Below are 16,747 nucleotides of genomic sequence, written 5' to 3' on the forward strand. Positions count from 1 at the left end.
TTAAAAAAGATATGATTTTAAACCGCGTCCCCGCTAAGGGCCGTGGATGCATCAATCGTCGAACTCACTGGAAATGAGCATCTCCCTCTGAGCGCGGTTTAGCTTCCAGCCGCCAGCTCAGCGTCGACGATTGGTTGTGCCCCGCGCGGATCGGCCCAACCTGCTCTTTTCTAGGTCCGGCGGTATCATACCAGAGCCCAGAAACCCCACGGATCCGTCCGGGGTCACACCGTGCCGAGAGTGAGATGCTTCGTTTCGAGTGCGTCCAATGCCAAATGTCCGTCCGGCACTCGGTGGAGAGACGGCCTAAGAACCCGTCTTCTTGACACTCTAAACCGCGTCAGCTCCGACGCTCCTGCATGCAGTCGACACGGATCCAATCCAAGAACAATGCATATCACTCCGGACGCGGTTTAGATGCCCGACGCCTATATCGAACGGATACTGCGTGCTCGCGTCTACGATGTGGCGCACGAGACACCCCTGACGCATGCGCCGCAGCTCTCCTCGCGGCTCGAGAACGCGGTCTTTCTCAAGCGCGAGGACCTGCAGCCCGTCTTCTCGTTCAAGCTGCGCGGGGCCTACAACAAACTGATCCACCTGGATCCGGAGGTCCGCGCGCGCGGCGTGATCGCGGCCAGCGCGGGCAATCATGCACAGGGGGTTGCGCTCGGTGCCGCCAAGCTCGGGGTGCCGGCGATCATCGTCATGCCGCGGACCACGCCTGCCATCAAGGTGCGCGCGGTGCGCCGTCTCGGCGGCAAGGCCGTCCTGCATGGCGACTCCTACGACGAGGCCTTCGCCCATGCGATGACCTTGGTTGCGGAGAAGGGGCTGACCTTTCTACACCCCTTCGATGACCCCGACGTGATCGCCGGTCAAGGGACGATCGGGATGGAGATCCTGCGCCAGCATCCGGTCCCGCCCTATGCGATCTTCGTCCCGGTGGGCGGCGGCGGATTGATCGCGGGTGTTGCGGCCTACGTCAAATGGTTGATGCCGGAGGTGCGCATCATCGGTGTGGAGCCGCAGGATGCGCCCACGCTGCATGCGGCGCTCGCCGCAGGGCGGCGCGTCGAGCTGGCGCAGGTCGGGCTCTTTGCCGACGGCGTGGCCGTAAAGCTGATCGGCGAGGAGACCTTCCGAATCGCCCGAGAACGCGTCGACGAGGTCGTGCTCGTGAGCACCGACGAGATCTGCGCCGCGGTCAAAGACATCTTCGACGATACCCGCGGGATCGCCGAGCCGGCCGGTGCGCTCGCGGTCGCCGGCATGAAGCGGTATGTCGAGACGCACGGGATCAAGGGCGAGCATCTGATCGCGATCGAGAGCGGCGCCAACGTCAATTTCGATCGGCTGCGCCATATCGCCGAGCGCGCCGAGCTCGGCGAGCGGCGCGAGGCGTTGCTCGCGGTCGAGATCCCCGAGCGCCCAGGCAGCTTTCTGGCCTTCTGCCGCGTGATCGGGCGGCGTCAGATCACCGAGTTCAACTATCGCTACTCGGATCAGTCACGGGCGCAGGTCTTCGTCGGCGTGGAGCTTGCGCGTGGGGACGAGGAGCGTGCCGAGCTGATCGGCCGCCTGGTGGAAAAAGGTTTCGGCGTGCTCGACATGACCGAGAACGAGACGGCCAAGCTGCATATCCGCTACATGGTCGGCGGGCATGCCGAAGGCATCGAGTGCGAGACCCTGGTGCGCTTCGAGTTCCCCGAGCGCCCGGGCGCGTTGCTGGATTTTCTCTCGGCACTGGGGAGGCGTTGGAACATCACACTCTTTCACTACCGCAACCACGGCGCGGCCTACGGGCGAGTCCTGATGGGTGCCCAGATTCCGCCGGATGATACGGATGCCTTTCGCGAGGCGCTCGATACCTTGGGTTACCAATACTGGGAAGAGACCGAGAACCCGGCCTATCGGCTCTTTGCCGGATCTAAAGCGCGCGCGATTTAACCTAGATCCGGCAGGATGTTCTGCCGTTCTCCGATGGCTGTCGGGAAGGGCGCAACGCCCGCGACGCCCTCGCGTCCTTGCGCGAGCAGTGCATGACGCACGACATCGGATGGATTGACGACGCGGACATCACGGGATTCTTCGACAACATCGACTGGGGCTGGTGACGGAGTTTCATCCGGCAACGGATCAATGAGGGTGGGAGACTGCGGCTGATCGGCCGAGGGTTGAACGCCGGCATCATGGAAGGAGAGCACCTCAGCTACGTCTGATCGTTTGCAGGGTAGCGCAGTGATGCGCCGGAATGCGTGTTGGGATCCCGGTTTCCCGAGGAACCGGATGACCGAATTGGTCACATCCGGATCTGTGGGGGGGATGGTTCAGTCATGGCTGTCTCTACCCGGAGACGCCCGTCACGGGCCGTTTTTGGCCCGCGGGCAAGTACACATTGCGGCTGGTTCGACGGCTACGCCGGGGCCGGCAGCGCGGCCGGCGGTTGCAGTTGGCGGCCGTTGAGGTACTTCACCAGCGCACGCGAGAGCATCCGGTATCAGCATTGCAGGGGACTCAACTGCTCCGCAGTTCGGCGCAGGGTGCCGAAGAAGGCCGCGACCTCGCGGCAGGTCGCCTCCACCCACCCGGCTTCGGCATGGGGATGGCTGATGGTCAGGCGCGTCTGCCCGCCGTGACGGGTCAGTCGCGCCGGTGCGCTGAGCAGCAGCGGGCGGCTGGTGATGGCCTCGGTGTGCCGAGTCGGGTCGGCCAGGCGCACGAACAGGCTCCACCAGTTGTCGGTCAGCGCGGTGATGCACGCCCAGCACCGGGGCCACGCAGGCGTCGAGGTGCTTCTGCAGCCAGGCGACCCCGTCGGCTTCATCGAGCCGGCGCAGGTTGCGGCGCACCGCGTCCTCGCTGACCACCGCCTCCATGCCCAGCAGGGCGGCGTTGATGGACGTTAGGCAAGGTGTAACTGCTCTTTTTAGGCTGAAAGATGCGATCGGCGATGTCGCGGGTGGTGTTTTCATAGACGGTGCGGGCGCGCGCCTGTAGACCACTTTAAGGCCTTCAACGACAGCCAGGGCCATCAGGCCGGCGACGACTGCCTGCGCCGCATCGCGGCCACCCTGTCTGAGAAGCTCAAGCGCGCCGAGGACTTCGTCGCGCGCTACGGCGGCGAGGAGTTCGTTTGCCTGCTGCCCGGGGTGAGCCGGGAGGGGCTGGCCTCGATCGCCGAACAGTTGCGGGCGGCGGTGGAGGCCTTGCACATCCCCCATGGGGCCTCTGCCTGCCACCAGCCCCTGGGTGACCATCAGTCTCGGGGCGGCCCTGCGCCAGCCTACGCCCGAGGCGCCCCCGAGCAGCCTCATCGATGCGGCGGATGCACAGCTCTATGCCGCAAAGACCCTCGGCCGCAACCGGGTCTGTCTCGCCGACCCATGATGTGCTCGAGTGCGGCGTCCATCGCCCCATCCATCGCCCCATCCGTCGCCTCATTGGGACGCGGCCTGCCCCGTCTGCGCAAACAAGGGGAAAAAGTCGCGGTCCTCATGCAGCAGATGACGCGCGACCACCTCCTGGGATAAGAATTCCGCCAGCTGGCCGAAGCGCAGCCGGCCCTGCTCGACCTCGGTGCGCAGCGCGAGCGCCCGCTCGAGCAGCTGTTTGTGCAGGGCGCTGTGGCGCTCGAGGCCCGCATAGCCCTGCTGGCGCAGGAGCACCTCCTCGTGGGCAAAATGCGCCGCGACGTGCTCGAGGAGGGCATCCAGGGTGGGGATGAGGTTGGCGGGCGCCGGATCGATGATGGCCAGGTCCAGCAGCGCATTGGCCAGCTGGAACAGCGCGCGGTGCTCCTCGTCGATCTGCGGCTCGCCGCAGTCATAGCTGGGGCGCCAGAGCAGATGCAGGCTGGCCGCCGCGTCGAGGCTGACGCTGGCCAGGGTGTGCCAGGGGCGGTTGCGGGGCCAGTCGCCGAGCCAGGGCAGGACCTGCTCCGCGGGCATCGGCCGCGCGATCCCATAGCCCTGGGCATATTGGCAGCCCAGCCGGTGCAGCATCTGTCCGATCTCCACCGACTCGACCCCCTCGGCAAGCGCCGGCCGTTGCAGGGCCTTGGCCATGCGCACGACCCCTTCGACGATGGCTAGGTCTTCGGGATTGTCGAGCATGTTGCGCACGAAGTGCCGATCGATCTTGACGATGTCGATGGGCAATTGATGAAAGTAGGCCAGCGATGAGTAGCCCGTGCCGAAGTCGTCCAGGGAGAAGCGCACGCCCAGCTCCCGGCAGGCGCGCATCACCTCGGCGGCGGCGTTGACGTTCTCCAGGGCGGCGATCTCCAGGAGCTCGATCTCGAGCTGAACAGCGCCGTCCTTGCAATGCTCGGCCAGCGCGCGGGCGAGAAAGGCGCTGAAGCTCGGCTCCTGAATCTGCCGCGGACTGATGTTGAGGCTCACGGGCAGATCGACACCCTGACGGTGCCAGGCCTGCTGCTGCGCCAGGGCAGTGTCGATCACCCATTCGCCCAGGGCGGTCTCGAGCGGGGTGTCCTTGATCTGCGGCAGGAAGCGCTCCGGCGCAAGCATGCCCTGGCGCGGGTGCTGCCAGCGCACCAGCCCTTCCACGCCGAGCACGCTGCCGTCGCTCAGCGCGACCTTGGGCTGGTAATGCAGCCGCAGCTGTCCGGCCTGCAGGGCCTGGGCGAAGTCCTGGCGCCATTGCCGGCGCTGGCGCTCTGCGTGATCCTGGATCGGGTCATAGAGGTGATAGCCGCCCTTGTTCCGGCCCTTGGCCCGGAACAGGGCCTCGTGGGCGTGCTGCAGCAGGGCATCGGGTCCGGCACTGTCGGTCGGAAACAGGGTAAGCCCCAGGCTGGCGGAGAGGTGCAGCCGATGTCCCTGCACCTCGATGGGCTGATTGACTTGTTTCAGGATCCCTTGCACCAACTCCAGGGCAGCGAAGGGCGAGCTCAGGCCGGTGAGCAGGAGGCCAAACTCGTCGCCGCCGACGCGTGCCAGCGCATCCCGGGCACGGAGGCACCCCTGCAGACGCTCGGCCAGCGCGCACAACAGCGCATCGCCGAACGCGTGCCCGTAGCTGTCGTTGATCGGCTTGAAGTCATCGAGGTTGAGGTAGCAGACCGCGACCAATTGATCGGTTCCGCTGGCTGCGTCTATCGCCTGGCGCAGCCGCTCGATGAGGGCGCGGCGGTTGGGCAGGCCGGTGAGTTCGTCGGAATGGGCCAGGTATTCGAGGCGGGCCTGAGCGCGCTTCTGCTCGGTGATGTCCAGGGAGATCACATGCAGCAGGGCCTTGCCGCCCTGGCGGATGGGGGTCAGGATCGTAGAGGTGAAAAACGCCTTGCCGTGGGCATCGATGTTCTGCCATTCGAAGCTGTGTGATCCGTTTTCCTCGGCCAGACGGATCATCTCGGCTGCCTTATCCGCGGATGGCGTGCCGTCGGGCTGCATCGGGGTGGAGAAGTCCAACGGCGAGCGTCCCAGCAAGTCCTCCATCTGTTGCAGCCCCAACATGTGCAGGGCGGCCCGGTTGCCTGCGATATAACGCCCGTCCTCCAAGATCACGCTGGGCTGAGGCGAATCCTCGAACAAGTGCCGGAAGCGCACTTCGCTCGCGCGCAGCGCGGCGTTGGCCGCTTCGAGCGCGTGCGTGCGCTGCTCGACCTTACGCTCGAGGGTGGCGTTGAGTGCGCGGATCTCCTCTTCCATGGTGCGCCGTTTGCTGATGTCCTCCACCACGATGTTGATGCCCGTCACCGCTCCGCGCGCATCCAGTAACGGATAGTAGTGCTCCAGATGCGTGCGCGAGCGGCCGGTGTGCGGATCGGGCTTGCCGTGGATCTCCTGGTTGCGCAGCGGCTTGCCGGTGGCGAGCACCATGCGCAGCTTCGGCTCGATCGCATCGGCGAGCTGGGGCACCAGCTCGCGCAGCGCGCGCCCAAGATGGGCCGCGACGGGCTGTCCGTTCATTTCGGCCAGGCGCTGATTCAGGCGCAGATAGCGCAGCTGCGTATCCAGGACCGCGAGGCCGACCGGCGCGGTGTCGTAATAGGTCTGGATCTCGGCCAACTGTCGCCGCGTGATCTCCTCGCTCGCCCGCAGGCGCTGCTCGCTGTCTTTGCGCGCCGTGCTGTCGAGGGTGACGCCGCCCATGCGCTCGACCGCTCCGTCGGCCGACCGATACACCCGGCCCATGGCGCTGATCCAACGCGGCGTCCCATCGGGCAGGCGGATGCGGTACTCGGTCGCATAGTCTGCGCCCGTTTCGAGGGAGTGCGCCACGAGCCGGGCGACGCGCTCGCGCTCCTGCGGGTGCAGCGTTGCGAGGAAGCAGTCATAGGACACCGGCGCATCCAGCGGCAAGCCAAACATCAGCTTGCATTGCTCCGAGAAGAACAACGCCTGGGTGCGTAGATCCCAGCTCCAGATGCCGACCTTGGCGCCATCGATGGCCAAGCGCAGCCGCTCCTCGCTCTGGCGCAACTGCTGCTCCACCTGGCGAAGCGCATCGAGCTGGGCCTGCAGCGCCGCGGTTCGCTCCGCGACGCGCTGCTCCAGGGCATCGGTCGGGTGCGGGAGCTGCGATGCGGGCGTTGAAGGCGCCTGCGCGGGCCTTGGGCTGACTGGGTGGTTTTCCTGGCCTGTGTCCATGGTGATTGTTCGTGTCCCCTTCGAGGATCGTGACCGGCCGACCTGCGCTCGACGCAGGCCGCTCGGTCAGCGACAGCCGTGATGCCTAATCTGTTGCCACACAGACCCGATTGCGACCGGCAGACTTGGCTGCGTAAAGGGCGTCGTCGGCGCGCTTGAGCACGGTATCGAGCGTATCTTGCGGCAGAAACCCGGCGACACCGAAGCTCGCGGTCACCCGGCCGACCTGCGCGAAGGGCTGGCTCGCGATCAGCCGGCGCAGTTTCTCCGCCACCGGCTCGGCCTGTGCGAGCGTGCATTGCGGCAACAGCACGGCGAACTCCTCCCCGCCCCAGCGCGCCAGCGCATCGACCGCGCGCAGCTGCGCGCGCACACGTTGGCTCAGCTCCACCAGCACCGTATCGCCCGCCTGGTGGCCATGGGTATCGTTGATCACTTTGAAATGATCGACGTCGAACAACAGCAGCGACATGGGCTCGGCGTAGCGGTGCAGGCGCGCGATTTCAGCCAGGATGACATCCTCGAATGACCAGCGGTTGTGCGCCCCCGTCAGCCGGTCCGTGGTGGCGAGCCGCTTGAGGTCCAGGTTGGCCTGCTTGAGGGCCTGCTCGGCGCGCACGCGCTCGGTGACATCGATCAGCACCCCTTCCCAGACCGTCGTGCCATCGGGCAGGTCACGCGGGATGGACTCGGCGGTGACCCAGCGCACCTCGCCCTTGACGATGACCCGCGTCTGTCCGAAGAACCGCCGCTTGGCGGCGAAGGCCTCGGCATTCAGACGCACCCAGTCGTCGAAGTCCTCGGGATGCACGCCGGCAAAGGCCTTCATGGTGTCGCGCTGCGCCTCCTCGCGCTCGAGGCCGGTCAGCTCCAGGAAGCGCCGGCTCATGAAGGCGAACTGGGCCATCTCGGCGCCGGGCCTGAGCACCATGGTGTAGGTGCCGACCGGGATGGCCTCGGTGAGTTCATAGGCGGTGCGCTCCAGCGCCTCGCGCGTCGAGCGCAGGTCGCGCTCCGCTTGCCGCCGCTCACTGATGTCCATCAGCCCGATCAGCAGCCGGTCCGCGAGGACGATGGCGTTGATCAGCGTGTCGCGCACGCGCCCGTCCTTGCAGGTGACACGCAATTCCATGGACTCCACCTGGCCGGTCTCGTGGACCGCGCGCGCAACGGCCGCATCCCAGATCTCGAAGACCTCTCGGCGGTAGCCCGCGTCCGGGTAGGCCTGGTGCGCCCACTGCTCAACCGTGGGGATGTCCGCCAGGGTATAGCCGAAGGTCTGCACCATCTGCTGGTTCAGGAAGAGGATGCGCGGGCTGGCGTCCAGGGTGATGATGGCCACGGCCATGGGCAGGCCGTCGATCAGCCGGCGCAGCTCGGCCTCCTTGGCGGCCAGCTCGGCGGCGGCCCGGGTGCGCTCGGTCACATCGTCGAAGGCGGTGATGAGCAGGTCATCGACGACGGATGCGCTGATCCGCACAGTGCGCTCGGCGCCGTCTTTGCGCGTGACGCGAAACTCCCTCGCCTCGATCTGCCCGTTCCCGGCGGCGGCCCGGGCGACTGCGCCGTCCCACCACTCGGCGGCGCGGGCGCGATAGGCCGCGTCGGGATAGGCGCGCCTGGCCCAGTCGGCGAGGGTGGGGATGTCCTGCGGGCTGTAGCCGAAGGTGCGCTCGAACTGGGCATTGCTGAACAGGATGCGACGATCGGGTGTCAGCGCGGCGACGGAGACGGCCGTGGGCAGATGCTCGAGCAGCCTGCGCTGTCTCGCCTCCGCGGCCTGCGCCTGCGCCTCGGCCCGCTTGCGGGCGCTGATGTCGTTCATCCGCTCGGTCAGATCCGGCGTCGTCTGACGCTCGGTTGGCGTCGGTGGTTGTTGATGCATACGCGAGGATCCTTGATCGAAGGGGCTCAACCCCTTGTGTCGCGGTCGCGTGCCTGCAGCCAGCGCTCAAGCTCCGCCGCCGGCATGGGCTTGGCATAGAGGTAGCCCTGGGCCGCGTCGCAGCCCATGCTCTTCAGCGCTTGCGCCAGCCGCGCGTCCTCCACGCCTTCGGCGAGGGTGCGCAGGTTGAAGGCGCGCGCGATCTGGATCACGGCTTGCACGATCGCTCGGTCCTCGGCGTTGGTATGGAGGTCGGTGACGAACGACCGGTCGATCTTGAGCGTGTCGACCTTGAAGCGTTTCAGATAGGCCAGGCTCGAGTAGCCGGTGCCGAAGTCGTCGATGGACAACTGGATGCCGCACGCCTTCCAACGCTCGACCGCCTGTCGTACCGAGTCACCGTGCTCCAGCAGGATGGATTCGGTCAGCTCCAGCTCCAGTCGCCTCGGATCGAGCCCGCTGAGCGCGACCGCATCCAGGACCTGCTGCTCGAGATCGCCCTGCCTGAGCTGGACCGCCGAGAGGTTGACGGCCACGACCAGCCCCTCCCATCCGGCGCTGTGCCAAGCGGCAGCCTGCCGGCAGGCCTCGCGCAGGACCCAGTAACCGATCGGCACGATCAATCCGGTCTCCTCCGCGGTCCCCAAAAAGGCGCCCGGCATGATCAGACCCTGATCCGGCCGCTGCCAACGGATCAGTGCCTCGACCCCCACCACCTGACCGCTGCGCAAGTCGATCTGCGGCTGGTAGTGCAAGCGGAACTCCCGCCGCTCCAGGGCGAGGCGCAGGGCGTCGCGGGTCTCGATGAAGCTCCGCAGCCTGGCATTCATTTGCGGCTCGTAGAAACGGTAGCTCTGCTGGCCAGTCCGCTTGGCCTCTGCCAGGGCGGCGTCGGCATGGTTCATCAGGGTCTCGGCATCGGTACCGTCGTCCGGATAGAGCGCGATACCGATGCAGAAGGAGACGTAGAGTGCCGCGTTATCGATGTGGAATGGCTGGGCGAGTATGTCGAGGATACGCTGGCTCATGGCTTGGGCCTCGATGGCCGCCTGCTCGGGTGCCAATTCAGTCAGCACCAGCATGAACTCGTCCCCGCCGAGCCGACAGGGTCCGTCGGCCGAGCGCAGCTGCTCGGCCAGACGCTCGGCTGCCTGGATGAGCAGCGTGTCGCCGACCAGGTGTCCGTAGGTGTCGTTGAAGTATTTGAGCTTGTCCAGGTCCATGAAAAGCACTGCGAGGGCGCGACGGTGGGCCTTGGCGCCGAGCAGATACTGCGACAGACGCTCGCGGCCGAGCCGTCGGTTCGGCAGGCCGGTGAGTGCGTCGTGGTAGGCGAGATAATCAAGGTGCTCTTCGCTCTCGCGCAGCCGCGCTTGCGCCCGCTGACGCTCCGTGATGTCGATGATGAAACCGACGAAATACGCGACCTCACCGTCCGCCTGCCGCTTGCAGCTCACCGCGAGGGCGCAGGGCACCGCGCTGCCGTCCTTGCGCATGAAGCGCTTATCCAGCCGATAGCCGTCGATCTCCCCGGCGATGACACGCGCGTAGAGGGCCGTCTCCGCGTCCAGATCATCCGGATGCGTGATATCCCGCCAGCTCAACGCCTCAATCTCTTCCGACGCATAGCCCAGCAGGCGACAGAGGTAGGCATTACAGGCGACGAGGCCTTCGCTCGGGGTGCTGATGGCCATGCCGACCAGGCCGAGGTCGAAGAAGGCGCGGAAGCGCTCCTCGCTCGCGCGCAGCGCGGCCGTGCGCGCACCGACCTTCGCCTCCAGCGAGGCATTGAGCGTGCGGATCTCCGCTTCCATGGCATGCCGCGCGGCCAGCGTTTGTCGAGCCGTATGCAGGTCTTCGTCACTGCGTTGTTGACCCCGGACCAAGACCCACACCAGGAGCGCCAGCAGCAGGCTGCTACTGGTGCCGGCAAGGGCGATCCAGAACGGCTTGCCCTGTCGCAGGCGCGCGTCGAACGCCGGGGTGGAGGTGAACCGCAGGGTCCAGACATGCCCTTGCAGCGGCAACTGACGCAGCGTATGGAACGCGGGCGCCCCGGTCCGCTCGGCCTGACCCGAGCGAAACAGGCGCGCCTCCTCCCGCGGACGCTCGCCATCGAAGATCTCGATCCCGATGTCGACACTGAGGTGGCTCAGCTGCAGCTCCGGGGTCAGCGCCGCCTGCATCAGATCGCCCATGCGCAGGACCGAGCCGACCCAGCCTGTGAGCGCGGCACGGCGCTCGGCCACGGTGCTCGGGGTGCTGCCCTCACGATAGACCGGCACCAACAGGACGAAGCCCGGCTGCGCGTCGGCCGCGTCCTCCTGGCGCAGGATGACCTTCCCCGACAGGGCCGGCTCGCCGGTATCGCGCGCACGGGTCGCCGCGGCCCAGCGCACCGGCTCGGTTGCATTGTCATAGCCCAAGGCGCGCAGGTTGCTGCCGGACAACGGCTCGATGTAGACCACCGGGGTGTAGAACGCGCGCGCCCCGGGCGGGGTGATCGCATACTCAGCGAAGCCCTCGCGCCGCAGCTCGGCGACATGCGCCGCCTGCTCTTCCGCCGCGATCAGACGCACATAGCCCACGGCCTGGATGCCGGGATGACGCTGCGGAAGATGCAACGCCTGCACATAGCGTGCGAATTGCGCACGCGCGACCTGGGTCGACGCACCGAAGTGGGCGGCCACACCCAGCAGGATCTGGACGTTCGTCTCGAAATGCGCCTCGATCCTGTCGGTGACCTCATCGACGGTGAGCTTGAGCTCTGCCGCCAGCTGTCGGGTCAGCGTCTCGCGGCTGTGCTGCCAGGCCATCAGGCTGATCGCAAGCCCAAGCACGAGCACCAGCGCGGGCAGCAGAAACGTCCGCGGGCCGCGGGACCTGAGCAGACCTCGGGTCGCATCGATGATGGCGTCCAGCACCCTGGGGTTCCTTGAAGATCAGTCAGGAGGATAGGATACTCGACCGCCGCCTCCGCACCTATTCATGGCTCGGCCGCGTGGGGATCGGCGCGCGGAACCCAGTCGGCGACAGTGGGGCTGTCCCGTGTGCCTGCAGCCAGCGCTCAAGCTCGGGCGCCGGCATGGGCTTGGCATAGAGGTCGCCCCGGGCCGCGTCGCAGCCCATGCCCTGCAGCTGCTCGGCGATGGCAAGTGTCTCCACCCCTTCGGCGATGACGCGCAGCCCCGGGCTGCCTGCCATCTGGACCAGACCCACCCCGGGCCGCTGCCAGCGCAGCAGGGCCTCGACGCCGTCGACCGCGTCGGTGCGCAGATCGAGCTGCGGCTGTTAGTGCAGCTCGAAGGCCTATTGTTGCAGGGCCGGGGCGAGCGCCTCGCGGGTCTGCATGAAGCGCATCAGCGCGGCATTCATCTGCGCCTCGAAGCAACGGAACCGGTTCCGGCCGCCGCGCTCGGCCTCACGCAGGGCGATGCTGGCATTGAGCATGCGACCAGCCGTAGTGCCGGCAGGCCTGGTCGTCGACCGCGAGGAAGCGGCCCTGCAGATCGATGATGAAGATGGGGTCTGCCGCGCTGTTGAAGAGCATGCGGTACTGCTCTTCGCTGGCCTGAAGTGCCGCGCTCGCGGCGCGGATCTCGGCGGTGCGCGCCTGCACCTGGCGCTCGAGATCGGCGCTCAAGGCACGATAGCGCTGCTCGCTCGCGCGCAGCTGATGCTCAGCGCGCGTGCGCGCGGTGATGTCGAGCATCACGCTCAGCAGATAGGCGCGGCCCTGGCTGCGGATCAGCTCGCCGGAGAAGAGGCCGTCGAGGAGCGTCCCGTCCTTGCAGCGGACCTTGAGCTCTGCGTTGCTGATGCGCTCCCCTGCCACGAGCTGCTGCACCAGGCGCTGCTGCGCCTCCTGCTCGGCGCTCAGGTCCTTGATGAGGGAGTAGATGCAGTCGGCGCCGTTCCAGCGGCCCGGCCAGATGCGGGTCTCCACGGGCACCAAAGCGCCATCCTTGGCGATCAGGGGCAGCGGACAGTGCTGACGCTCGCCGCGCAGCATGGCGGCAAAGATGTCCCCGGCCTCGGCGCGCAGCTCGGGGCCTCGATCATCCCTTCGCCCACATCGGCCGCCAAATGCGTAGTCAGGCCATCCTGGCCTGACAGAATCAGGGCTGGAAGCCCTGACTACGCAGGGACCGCAAGCAGTTGGACCAAACGATGATCAAGGCCCAGCTCGGCGGGATGCAGGTCGAGCACCTGCAGCTGGCTCAGCTCGGCGCGGCTGTAGCCGAGGATGCGCTGGCAGGCCTGGTTGGCATACAGGATGCGGCCCGCGGGGGTGACCACCAGGATGATGTCGCCGACGGTCTCGAAGAAGGTCTGAAAGTTGGCGGCGAGCTCGCGCAGCGCCTGCGCGGGGTGCTCGCCCTCGGCCACGTCGATTGTCAGCTCTTCCACGCGCTTCTCTCCTGCATCACGCAAGCGCCAGTTTCCTACGCGACATGATAAGGCTCAATCGAGCAGACCGGCACACACGTCGGCCGCGGCCTAGAGACCATCAGAATGACCAGGATGCGTCTGGTGAAAGGTCTCCAATACCTGCTCGCCGCAACGCTCCTGACGGCACCCCTCTTGCGTCTCCTCCGCTGTCCGGGATCCCTGCGTTGCGACGGGCTGCAGAAACGCGCCGATCATCGCCTTCAGTTGTTGCAGCTCGATGGGCTTGCTCAGATGGGCATTCATGCCCGCGGCGCGGGCCTGCTCGACGTGCTCGGAGAAGGCGTTGGCGGTCAGCGCGATGATGGGCACCTCGGCATCCAGGGCGCGGATGCGCCGCGCGGCCTCGTAGCCGTCCATGACCGGCATCTGCAGGTCCATCAGGATCAGCTCCGGGGGACCGTCGCCGGCCGCGGCGTCGATGAGGGTCTGAAACCGCTCGAGCGCCTGCGCGCCATTGTCGGCGACCTCGATCTGCAGCCCGGTATCGGCCAGCAGACCGCAGACGATCTGCTGGTTGATGGCGTTGTCCTCCACCAACAGGATACGCCGGCCCGCGAGCGAATCCTCAAGGGCCGGGTCCGCCCCGGACGGGGCCTGTGGCTCGCGACCGGTTGGCGACATGGCCTCGGCATGGGTCACGCAAGCGCCTGCATCGACCGATGTCCCGGCGAGCGCCGCGACCGGCTCCGCGGCGATCTCGAAGCGAAAGCAGCTGCCTTGGCCGGGATGGCTCTCGAGCGCGATCCGCCCGCCCATCAGCTCGATCAACTGTTGAGTCACGACCAGCCCGAGGCCGGTGCCGCCGAATTGGCGCGTCGTGCTGTCGTCGGCCTGGGAAAAGGCCTGAAACAAGCGCTGTTGTTGTTCGGCGCTGATGCCGATGCCGGTGTCCGCGACCTCGAAACACAGCCGTCCGTCTTCCCCGCAGAGGCCACCGGGGCGCACGCGCAGGCGCACCTCGCCCTGGTGCGTAAATTTGATGGCATTGCCCAGCAGGTTGGTGAGGACCTGCTTGAGCCGCAGCGGGTCGCCGCGGTACTGGGTGGCCATGACGGGATCGATCTCGATGCCGAAATCGAGGCCTTTGGTGCGCGCGCTCAGCTCGAGCAACTGACGCACGTCCTCGACCGCACGGCGCAGATCGAAGGGAATCCGTTCCACGGCCAGCCGGCCGGCCTCGATCTTGGACAGGTCCAGGATGTCGTTGAGGATGCCGAGCAGGGAGCGCGCCAGCCCCTCGAGCTTTTGCAGCTCCTGGCGCTGTCCGGGCTCCAGCGCGCCGCGCAGCAGCAGCTGCGCCAGCCCGATGATGCCGGTCATGGGTGTGCGAATCTCATGACTCATGTTGGCCAGGAACAGGCTCTTGGCCTGGTTGGCGTCCTCGGCGGCGGCACGCGCCTGGCTGAGTTCGGCGGTGCGTGCGGCAACCAGCTCTTCCAGGTGGTCGCGGTAGCGCGCCACGATGGCCGAGAGCTTGCGCTCGGCAATGAGCGCGCTGGCCAAGCGCGACACCAGCACGACCCCGAGGAGCAGAAACACCGCCGTGAAGGCATAGGTCGCCCAGTAGATGCCTTCGAAGGAAGCGCGTCCGCCCAGGCGGAGCAGGTCGAGCACGCTGGCGACCAGCAGCGCGCTGGTGGTGAAGGTCACCATGACATGCATGGGCTGGCGCGAGCGCCAGGACCAGCGGAGCATGGCAACGGTCAATGCGATCGTGGCCGCACCCAGGGGGAGATAGAGGCCCAGGACGACCCAGCGGTCGTTGCCGCTCAGCCAGGTCGCCACGGGCATCAGCACGGCATAGCCGATCAGGACCGCCTTGAGGCGACCGTGGGCGCGGCCGAAGAAGGCCAGGAGCATGAGCAAGAACAGCGGCGCCGTGACCATGCGGATGGAAAACACGAACCAACTGTAGAGTTCGGCGCCGATCGGCACCGCGGCGACCAGGACGTTGAGATTGCTCAGGGCATTGGCAACGGCGCAGAGACCGAACCAGAGATACAGCGGCTCGGAGCGCAAGATCCAGGCCAGCGCCAAGGCCAACAGCCCCAGCGACAAGACGACCCAGGTCAGGGCGCGCAGCGACTCCACCTGCCACAGATGACGTTGCAGGTAAGGACCGCGATACAAGGCGTCAGCGGGCCCCACCTGCACCGGCGAGAGGCCGTTCATCTGCCGGTCGTTGACGTAGAGCTCGATGGCGATCTGGTTGTCGCCGGCGCGCCAAAGCGCGGGCGGCGGCACGAACAGGCTCGGCTGATGCAGACAGCGCAGGTCTTCCAGGGCGCCGATGGCGCAGGCGCCGACCACGACGCCGTTCAGGCTGAGCTGACCCGACACACTGAGCTTTGGGATGTAAACGCCCAAGGCTTCCGCCGGGGCCGCGTCCAGGTGGAGGGACAGCTGGTAGCGCACCCGCCCGCCACCGGGCGGGATCTGCGCCGCGCTCAGGACATGGGGCAGCGTCACCTGACTTGCGCCAGCCGGGCTGAGCAAGGTGGCCGCGTTCAGCGTCTGGGTGTCTGCCGAAGCGTCCGGCGCCGAGCCCGCCATGACGCCCAACAGCAAGACGCTCCCCGGGAGCCACGACGAGAAGAGACGCGGAGCTTGGCGTGTGTGGCGAGGCTGGATCGTCTGCATGGATTGCTGTCACTGGCTTTGCGGAAGGCTCTTTTGCAGTTGGTGCGCGCGCTGAGGCGATGCTGCCCCGCGCAGGTTGGCGTGTCGCAGGCCAGCCCCGGGGCCGACCGGTGACCAGAATCGCGCTAAACGAGCCACACTGCTGGTGTATCCTACACAGCGCTCGGGCATCCAACCATCTTGAACCGATCCTATTCGTCCAATGACTCGTCTGCTTCGCTGCATGTTGCTCCTGATATCGAGCGCGGCCCCCCTCGCGCCGGCCCATGCCATCGACCTGGTTCCCCAAGACGTGATACCGCCCCCGCCCGGGTTGAACACGGTGCAGTTGACCTACAGCTCAAGCGAGCGGGGCGATCTCTACCGCGAAGGCAAACGACAGGCCAGCGATACGCGGCTGGACGTCGACCAGATCACGCTGCGCATTGGTCACGCCTTCCAGTGGGGTCGACGTCCCGCGTATGTCTACGCCCAGGTGGCGCGCAGTCGCGTCGATCCCGGCGGGTCGCTGCAGGCGGTCGACGCGAATACCGGCATTGGCGACCTGGGTCTCATGCTGGCGACCTGGCCCTACGTGAACCGCGAGGCCGAACGCTATGCCGGTGTCGCGGCCTATCTGAGCCTGCCCACGGGCTCCTATGATCCGCTGAAGACGGTCGGCGTGAACACCAACGCGGGCCAGAACCGGTTTGCCGGGGCGCTGCAGGCGGGCTACGGGCAACGGCTGCGTGGCCCGCTCGCCTGGATGATCGCGGGCGATGTCGCCTGGTTCGGTGACAACGGCGCGTACTTCGGCCCGAACCCGACAGAGGAAACCCTGAGTCAGCGGCCGATCGTCAGCACCCAAACGGCGCTCACCTACAGCGTCAACCACTGGGCATCGCTCGGCTTGAGCTATTTCTACAACACCGGCGGCGAGACCCGGCTCGGCCAATCCGGTTGGGACAATCGGATCAACCTGCATCGCTACGGCGCCAACGCGCAGGTGCGGCTACCGTTCGGCCGCCTGACCATCGAATACGGCGGGGATATCACCACCGACAGCGGCCTGCTCGAAGAGGCGCGCTGGGCGGTGAGGCTGACCAGCATTTTCTGATGCAAGGCCCACTCGATCGGCATTTCCCGTGCGGCAGCGCAGCCCTGAGCCGTCTTG

The 16,747-nt window shown here is 66.9% G+C and carries 13 protein-coding genes and 1 pseudogene; 4 read left to right on the forward strand and 10 right to left on the reverse strand.

All coding sequences use genetic code 11. The features are described 5' to 3' along the window. The first annotated feature begins 417 nt into the window (after nucleotides 1-417). The gene (ilvA, locus tag B4N44_RS19370) at nucleotides 418-1,950 is read left to right on the forward strand and encodes a threonine ammonia-lyase, biosynthetic (RefSeq protein ID WP_296704602.1); all 1,533 of its coding nucleotides are present in this window, start codon (nucleotides 418-420) and stop codon (nucleotides 1,948-1,950) included. Here ilvA and B4N44_RS19375 read toward each other — a convergent pair. Both B4N44_RS19375 and B4N44_RS19380 read right to left on the reverse strand, forming a co-directional pair. Beyond that, the gene (locus tag B4N44_RS19375) at nucleotides 1,947-2,306 is read right to left on the reverse strand and encodes a hypothetical protein (RefSeq protein ID WP_296704605.1); all 360 of its coding nucleotides are present in this window, start codon (nucleotides 2,304-2,306) and stop codon (nucleotides 1,947-1,949) included. The genes ilvA and B4N44_RS19375 overlap by 4 nt on opposite strands. 194 nt (nucleotides 2,307-2,500) lie before the next feature. Beyond that, on the reverse strand, nucleotides 2,501-2,722 hold the full coding sequence (locus B4N44_RS19380; protein ID WP_296704608.1) for a hypothetical protein: 222 nt from the start codon (nucleotides 2,720-2,722) through the stop codon (nucleotides 2,501-2,503). A 331-nt stretch (nucleotides 2,723-3,053) separates the two neighbouring features. Here B4N44_RS19380 and B4N44_RS19385 point away from each other — a divergent pair. After that, nucleotides 3,054-3,173 (forward strand): annotated as a pseudogene (locus tag B4N44_RS19385) (diguanylate cyclase domain-containing protein); the annotation flags it as partial. A 49-nt stretch (nucleotides 3,174-3,222) separates the two neighbouring features. Beyond that, nucleotides 3,223-3,390: a GGDEF domain-containing protein gene (locus B4N44_RS19390; protein WP_296704611.1), complete on the forward strand. Its 168-nt coding sequence runs from the start codon at nucleotides 3,223-3,225 to the stop codon at nucleotides 3,388-3,390. 50 nt (nucleotides 3,391-3,440) lie between these two features. On the opposite strand, the gene B4N44_RS19395 is transcribed toward B4N44_RS19390, so the two are convergent. The 8 genes from B4N44_RS19395 to B4N44_RS19430 all read right to left on the reverse strand — a co-directional run bounded on the left by B4N44_RS19395 (nucleotide 3,441) and on the right by B4N44_RS19430 (nucleotide 15,594). Beyond that, the gene (locus B4N44_RS19395) at nucleotides 3,441-6,617 is read right to left on the reverse strand and encodes an EAL domain-containing protein (RefSeq protein ID WP_296704613.1); all 3,177 of its coding nucleotides are present in this window, start codon (nucleotides 6,615-6,617) and stop codon (nucleotides 3,441-3,443) included. 85 nt (nucleotides 6,618-6,702) lie between these two features. After that, nucleotides 6,703-8,502 carry a sensor domain-containing diguanylate cyclase gene (locus B4N44_RS19400; protein ID WP_296704618.1) on the reverse strand — a complete coding sequence of 600 codons (1,800 nt, stop codon included), beginning with the start codon at nucleotides 8,500-8,502 and terminating at the stop codon, nucleotides 6,703-6,705. Between the two features lie 26 nt (nucleotides 8,503-8,528). Next, nucleotides 8,529-11,426 (reverse strand): bifunctional diguanylate cyclase/phosphodiesterase, encoded by a 2,898-nt coding sequence (locus tag B4N44_RS19405; RefSeq protein ID WP_296704623.1) that lies wholly within the window; start codon nucleotides 11,424-11,426, stop codon nucleotides 8,529-8,531. Between the two features lie 58 nt (nucleotides 11,427-11,484). Next, on the reverse strand, nucleotides 11,485-11,706 hold the full coding sequence (locus B4N44_RS19410; protein ID WP_296704627.1) for a hypothetical protein: 222 nt from the start codon (nucleotides 11,704-11,706) through the stop codon (nucleotides 11,485-11,487). 105 nt (nucleotides 11,707-11,811) lie between these two features. Beyond that, entirely contained in the window at nucleotides 11,812-11,952 is a 141-nt protein-coding gene (locus tag B4N44_RS19415; protein ID WP_296704630.1) for a hypothetical protein, read from the reverse strand. Further along, on the reverse strand, nucleotides 11,924-12,514 hold the full coding sequence (locus tag B4N44_RS19420; protein ID WP_296704632.1) for a PAS domain S-box protein: 591 nt from the start codon (nucleotides 12,512-12,514) through the stop codon (nucleotides 11,924-11,926). The genes B4N44_RS19415 and B4N44_RS19420 overlap by 29 nt, the downstream gene beginning before the upstream one ends. Before the next feature lie 125 nt (nucleotides 12,515-12,639). Beyond that, a complete protein-coding gene (locus B4N44_RS19425) occupies nucleotides 12,640-12,912 on the reverse strand; it encodes a PAS domain S-box protein (RefSeq protein WP_296704635.1) in 273 nt (90 codons plus the stop codon). A gap of 90 nt (nucleotides 12,913-13,002) precedes the next feature. Then, complete coding sequence (locus B4N44_RS19430; RefSeq protein WP_296704638.1) at nucleotides 13,003-15,594, reverse strand: ATP-binding protein; 2,592 nt, start codon at nucleotides 15,592-15,594, stop codon at nucleotides 13,003-13,005. A gap of 322 nt (nucleotides 15,595-15,916) precedes the next feature. Here B4N44_RS19430 and B4N44_RS19435 point away from each other — a divergent pair, with 322 nt between their 5' ends. Next, the gene (locus B4N44_RS19435; protein WP_296704779.1) at nucleotides 15,917-16,690 is read left to right on the forward strand and encodes a transporter; all 774 of its coding nucleotides are present in this window, start codon (nucleotides 15,917-15,919) and stop codon (nucleotides 16,688-16,690) included. The last annotated feature ends 57 nt before the right edge of the window (nucleotides 16,691-16,747 follow it).

Origin of the sequence: Thiocapsa sp. UBA6158 (assembly GCF_002423035.1) — a bacterium.
GTDB lineage: Bacteria > Pseudomonadota > Gammaproteobacteria > Chromatiales > Chromatiaceae > Thiocapsa.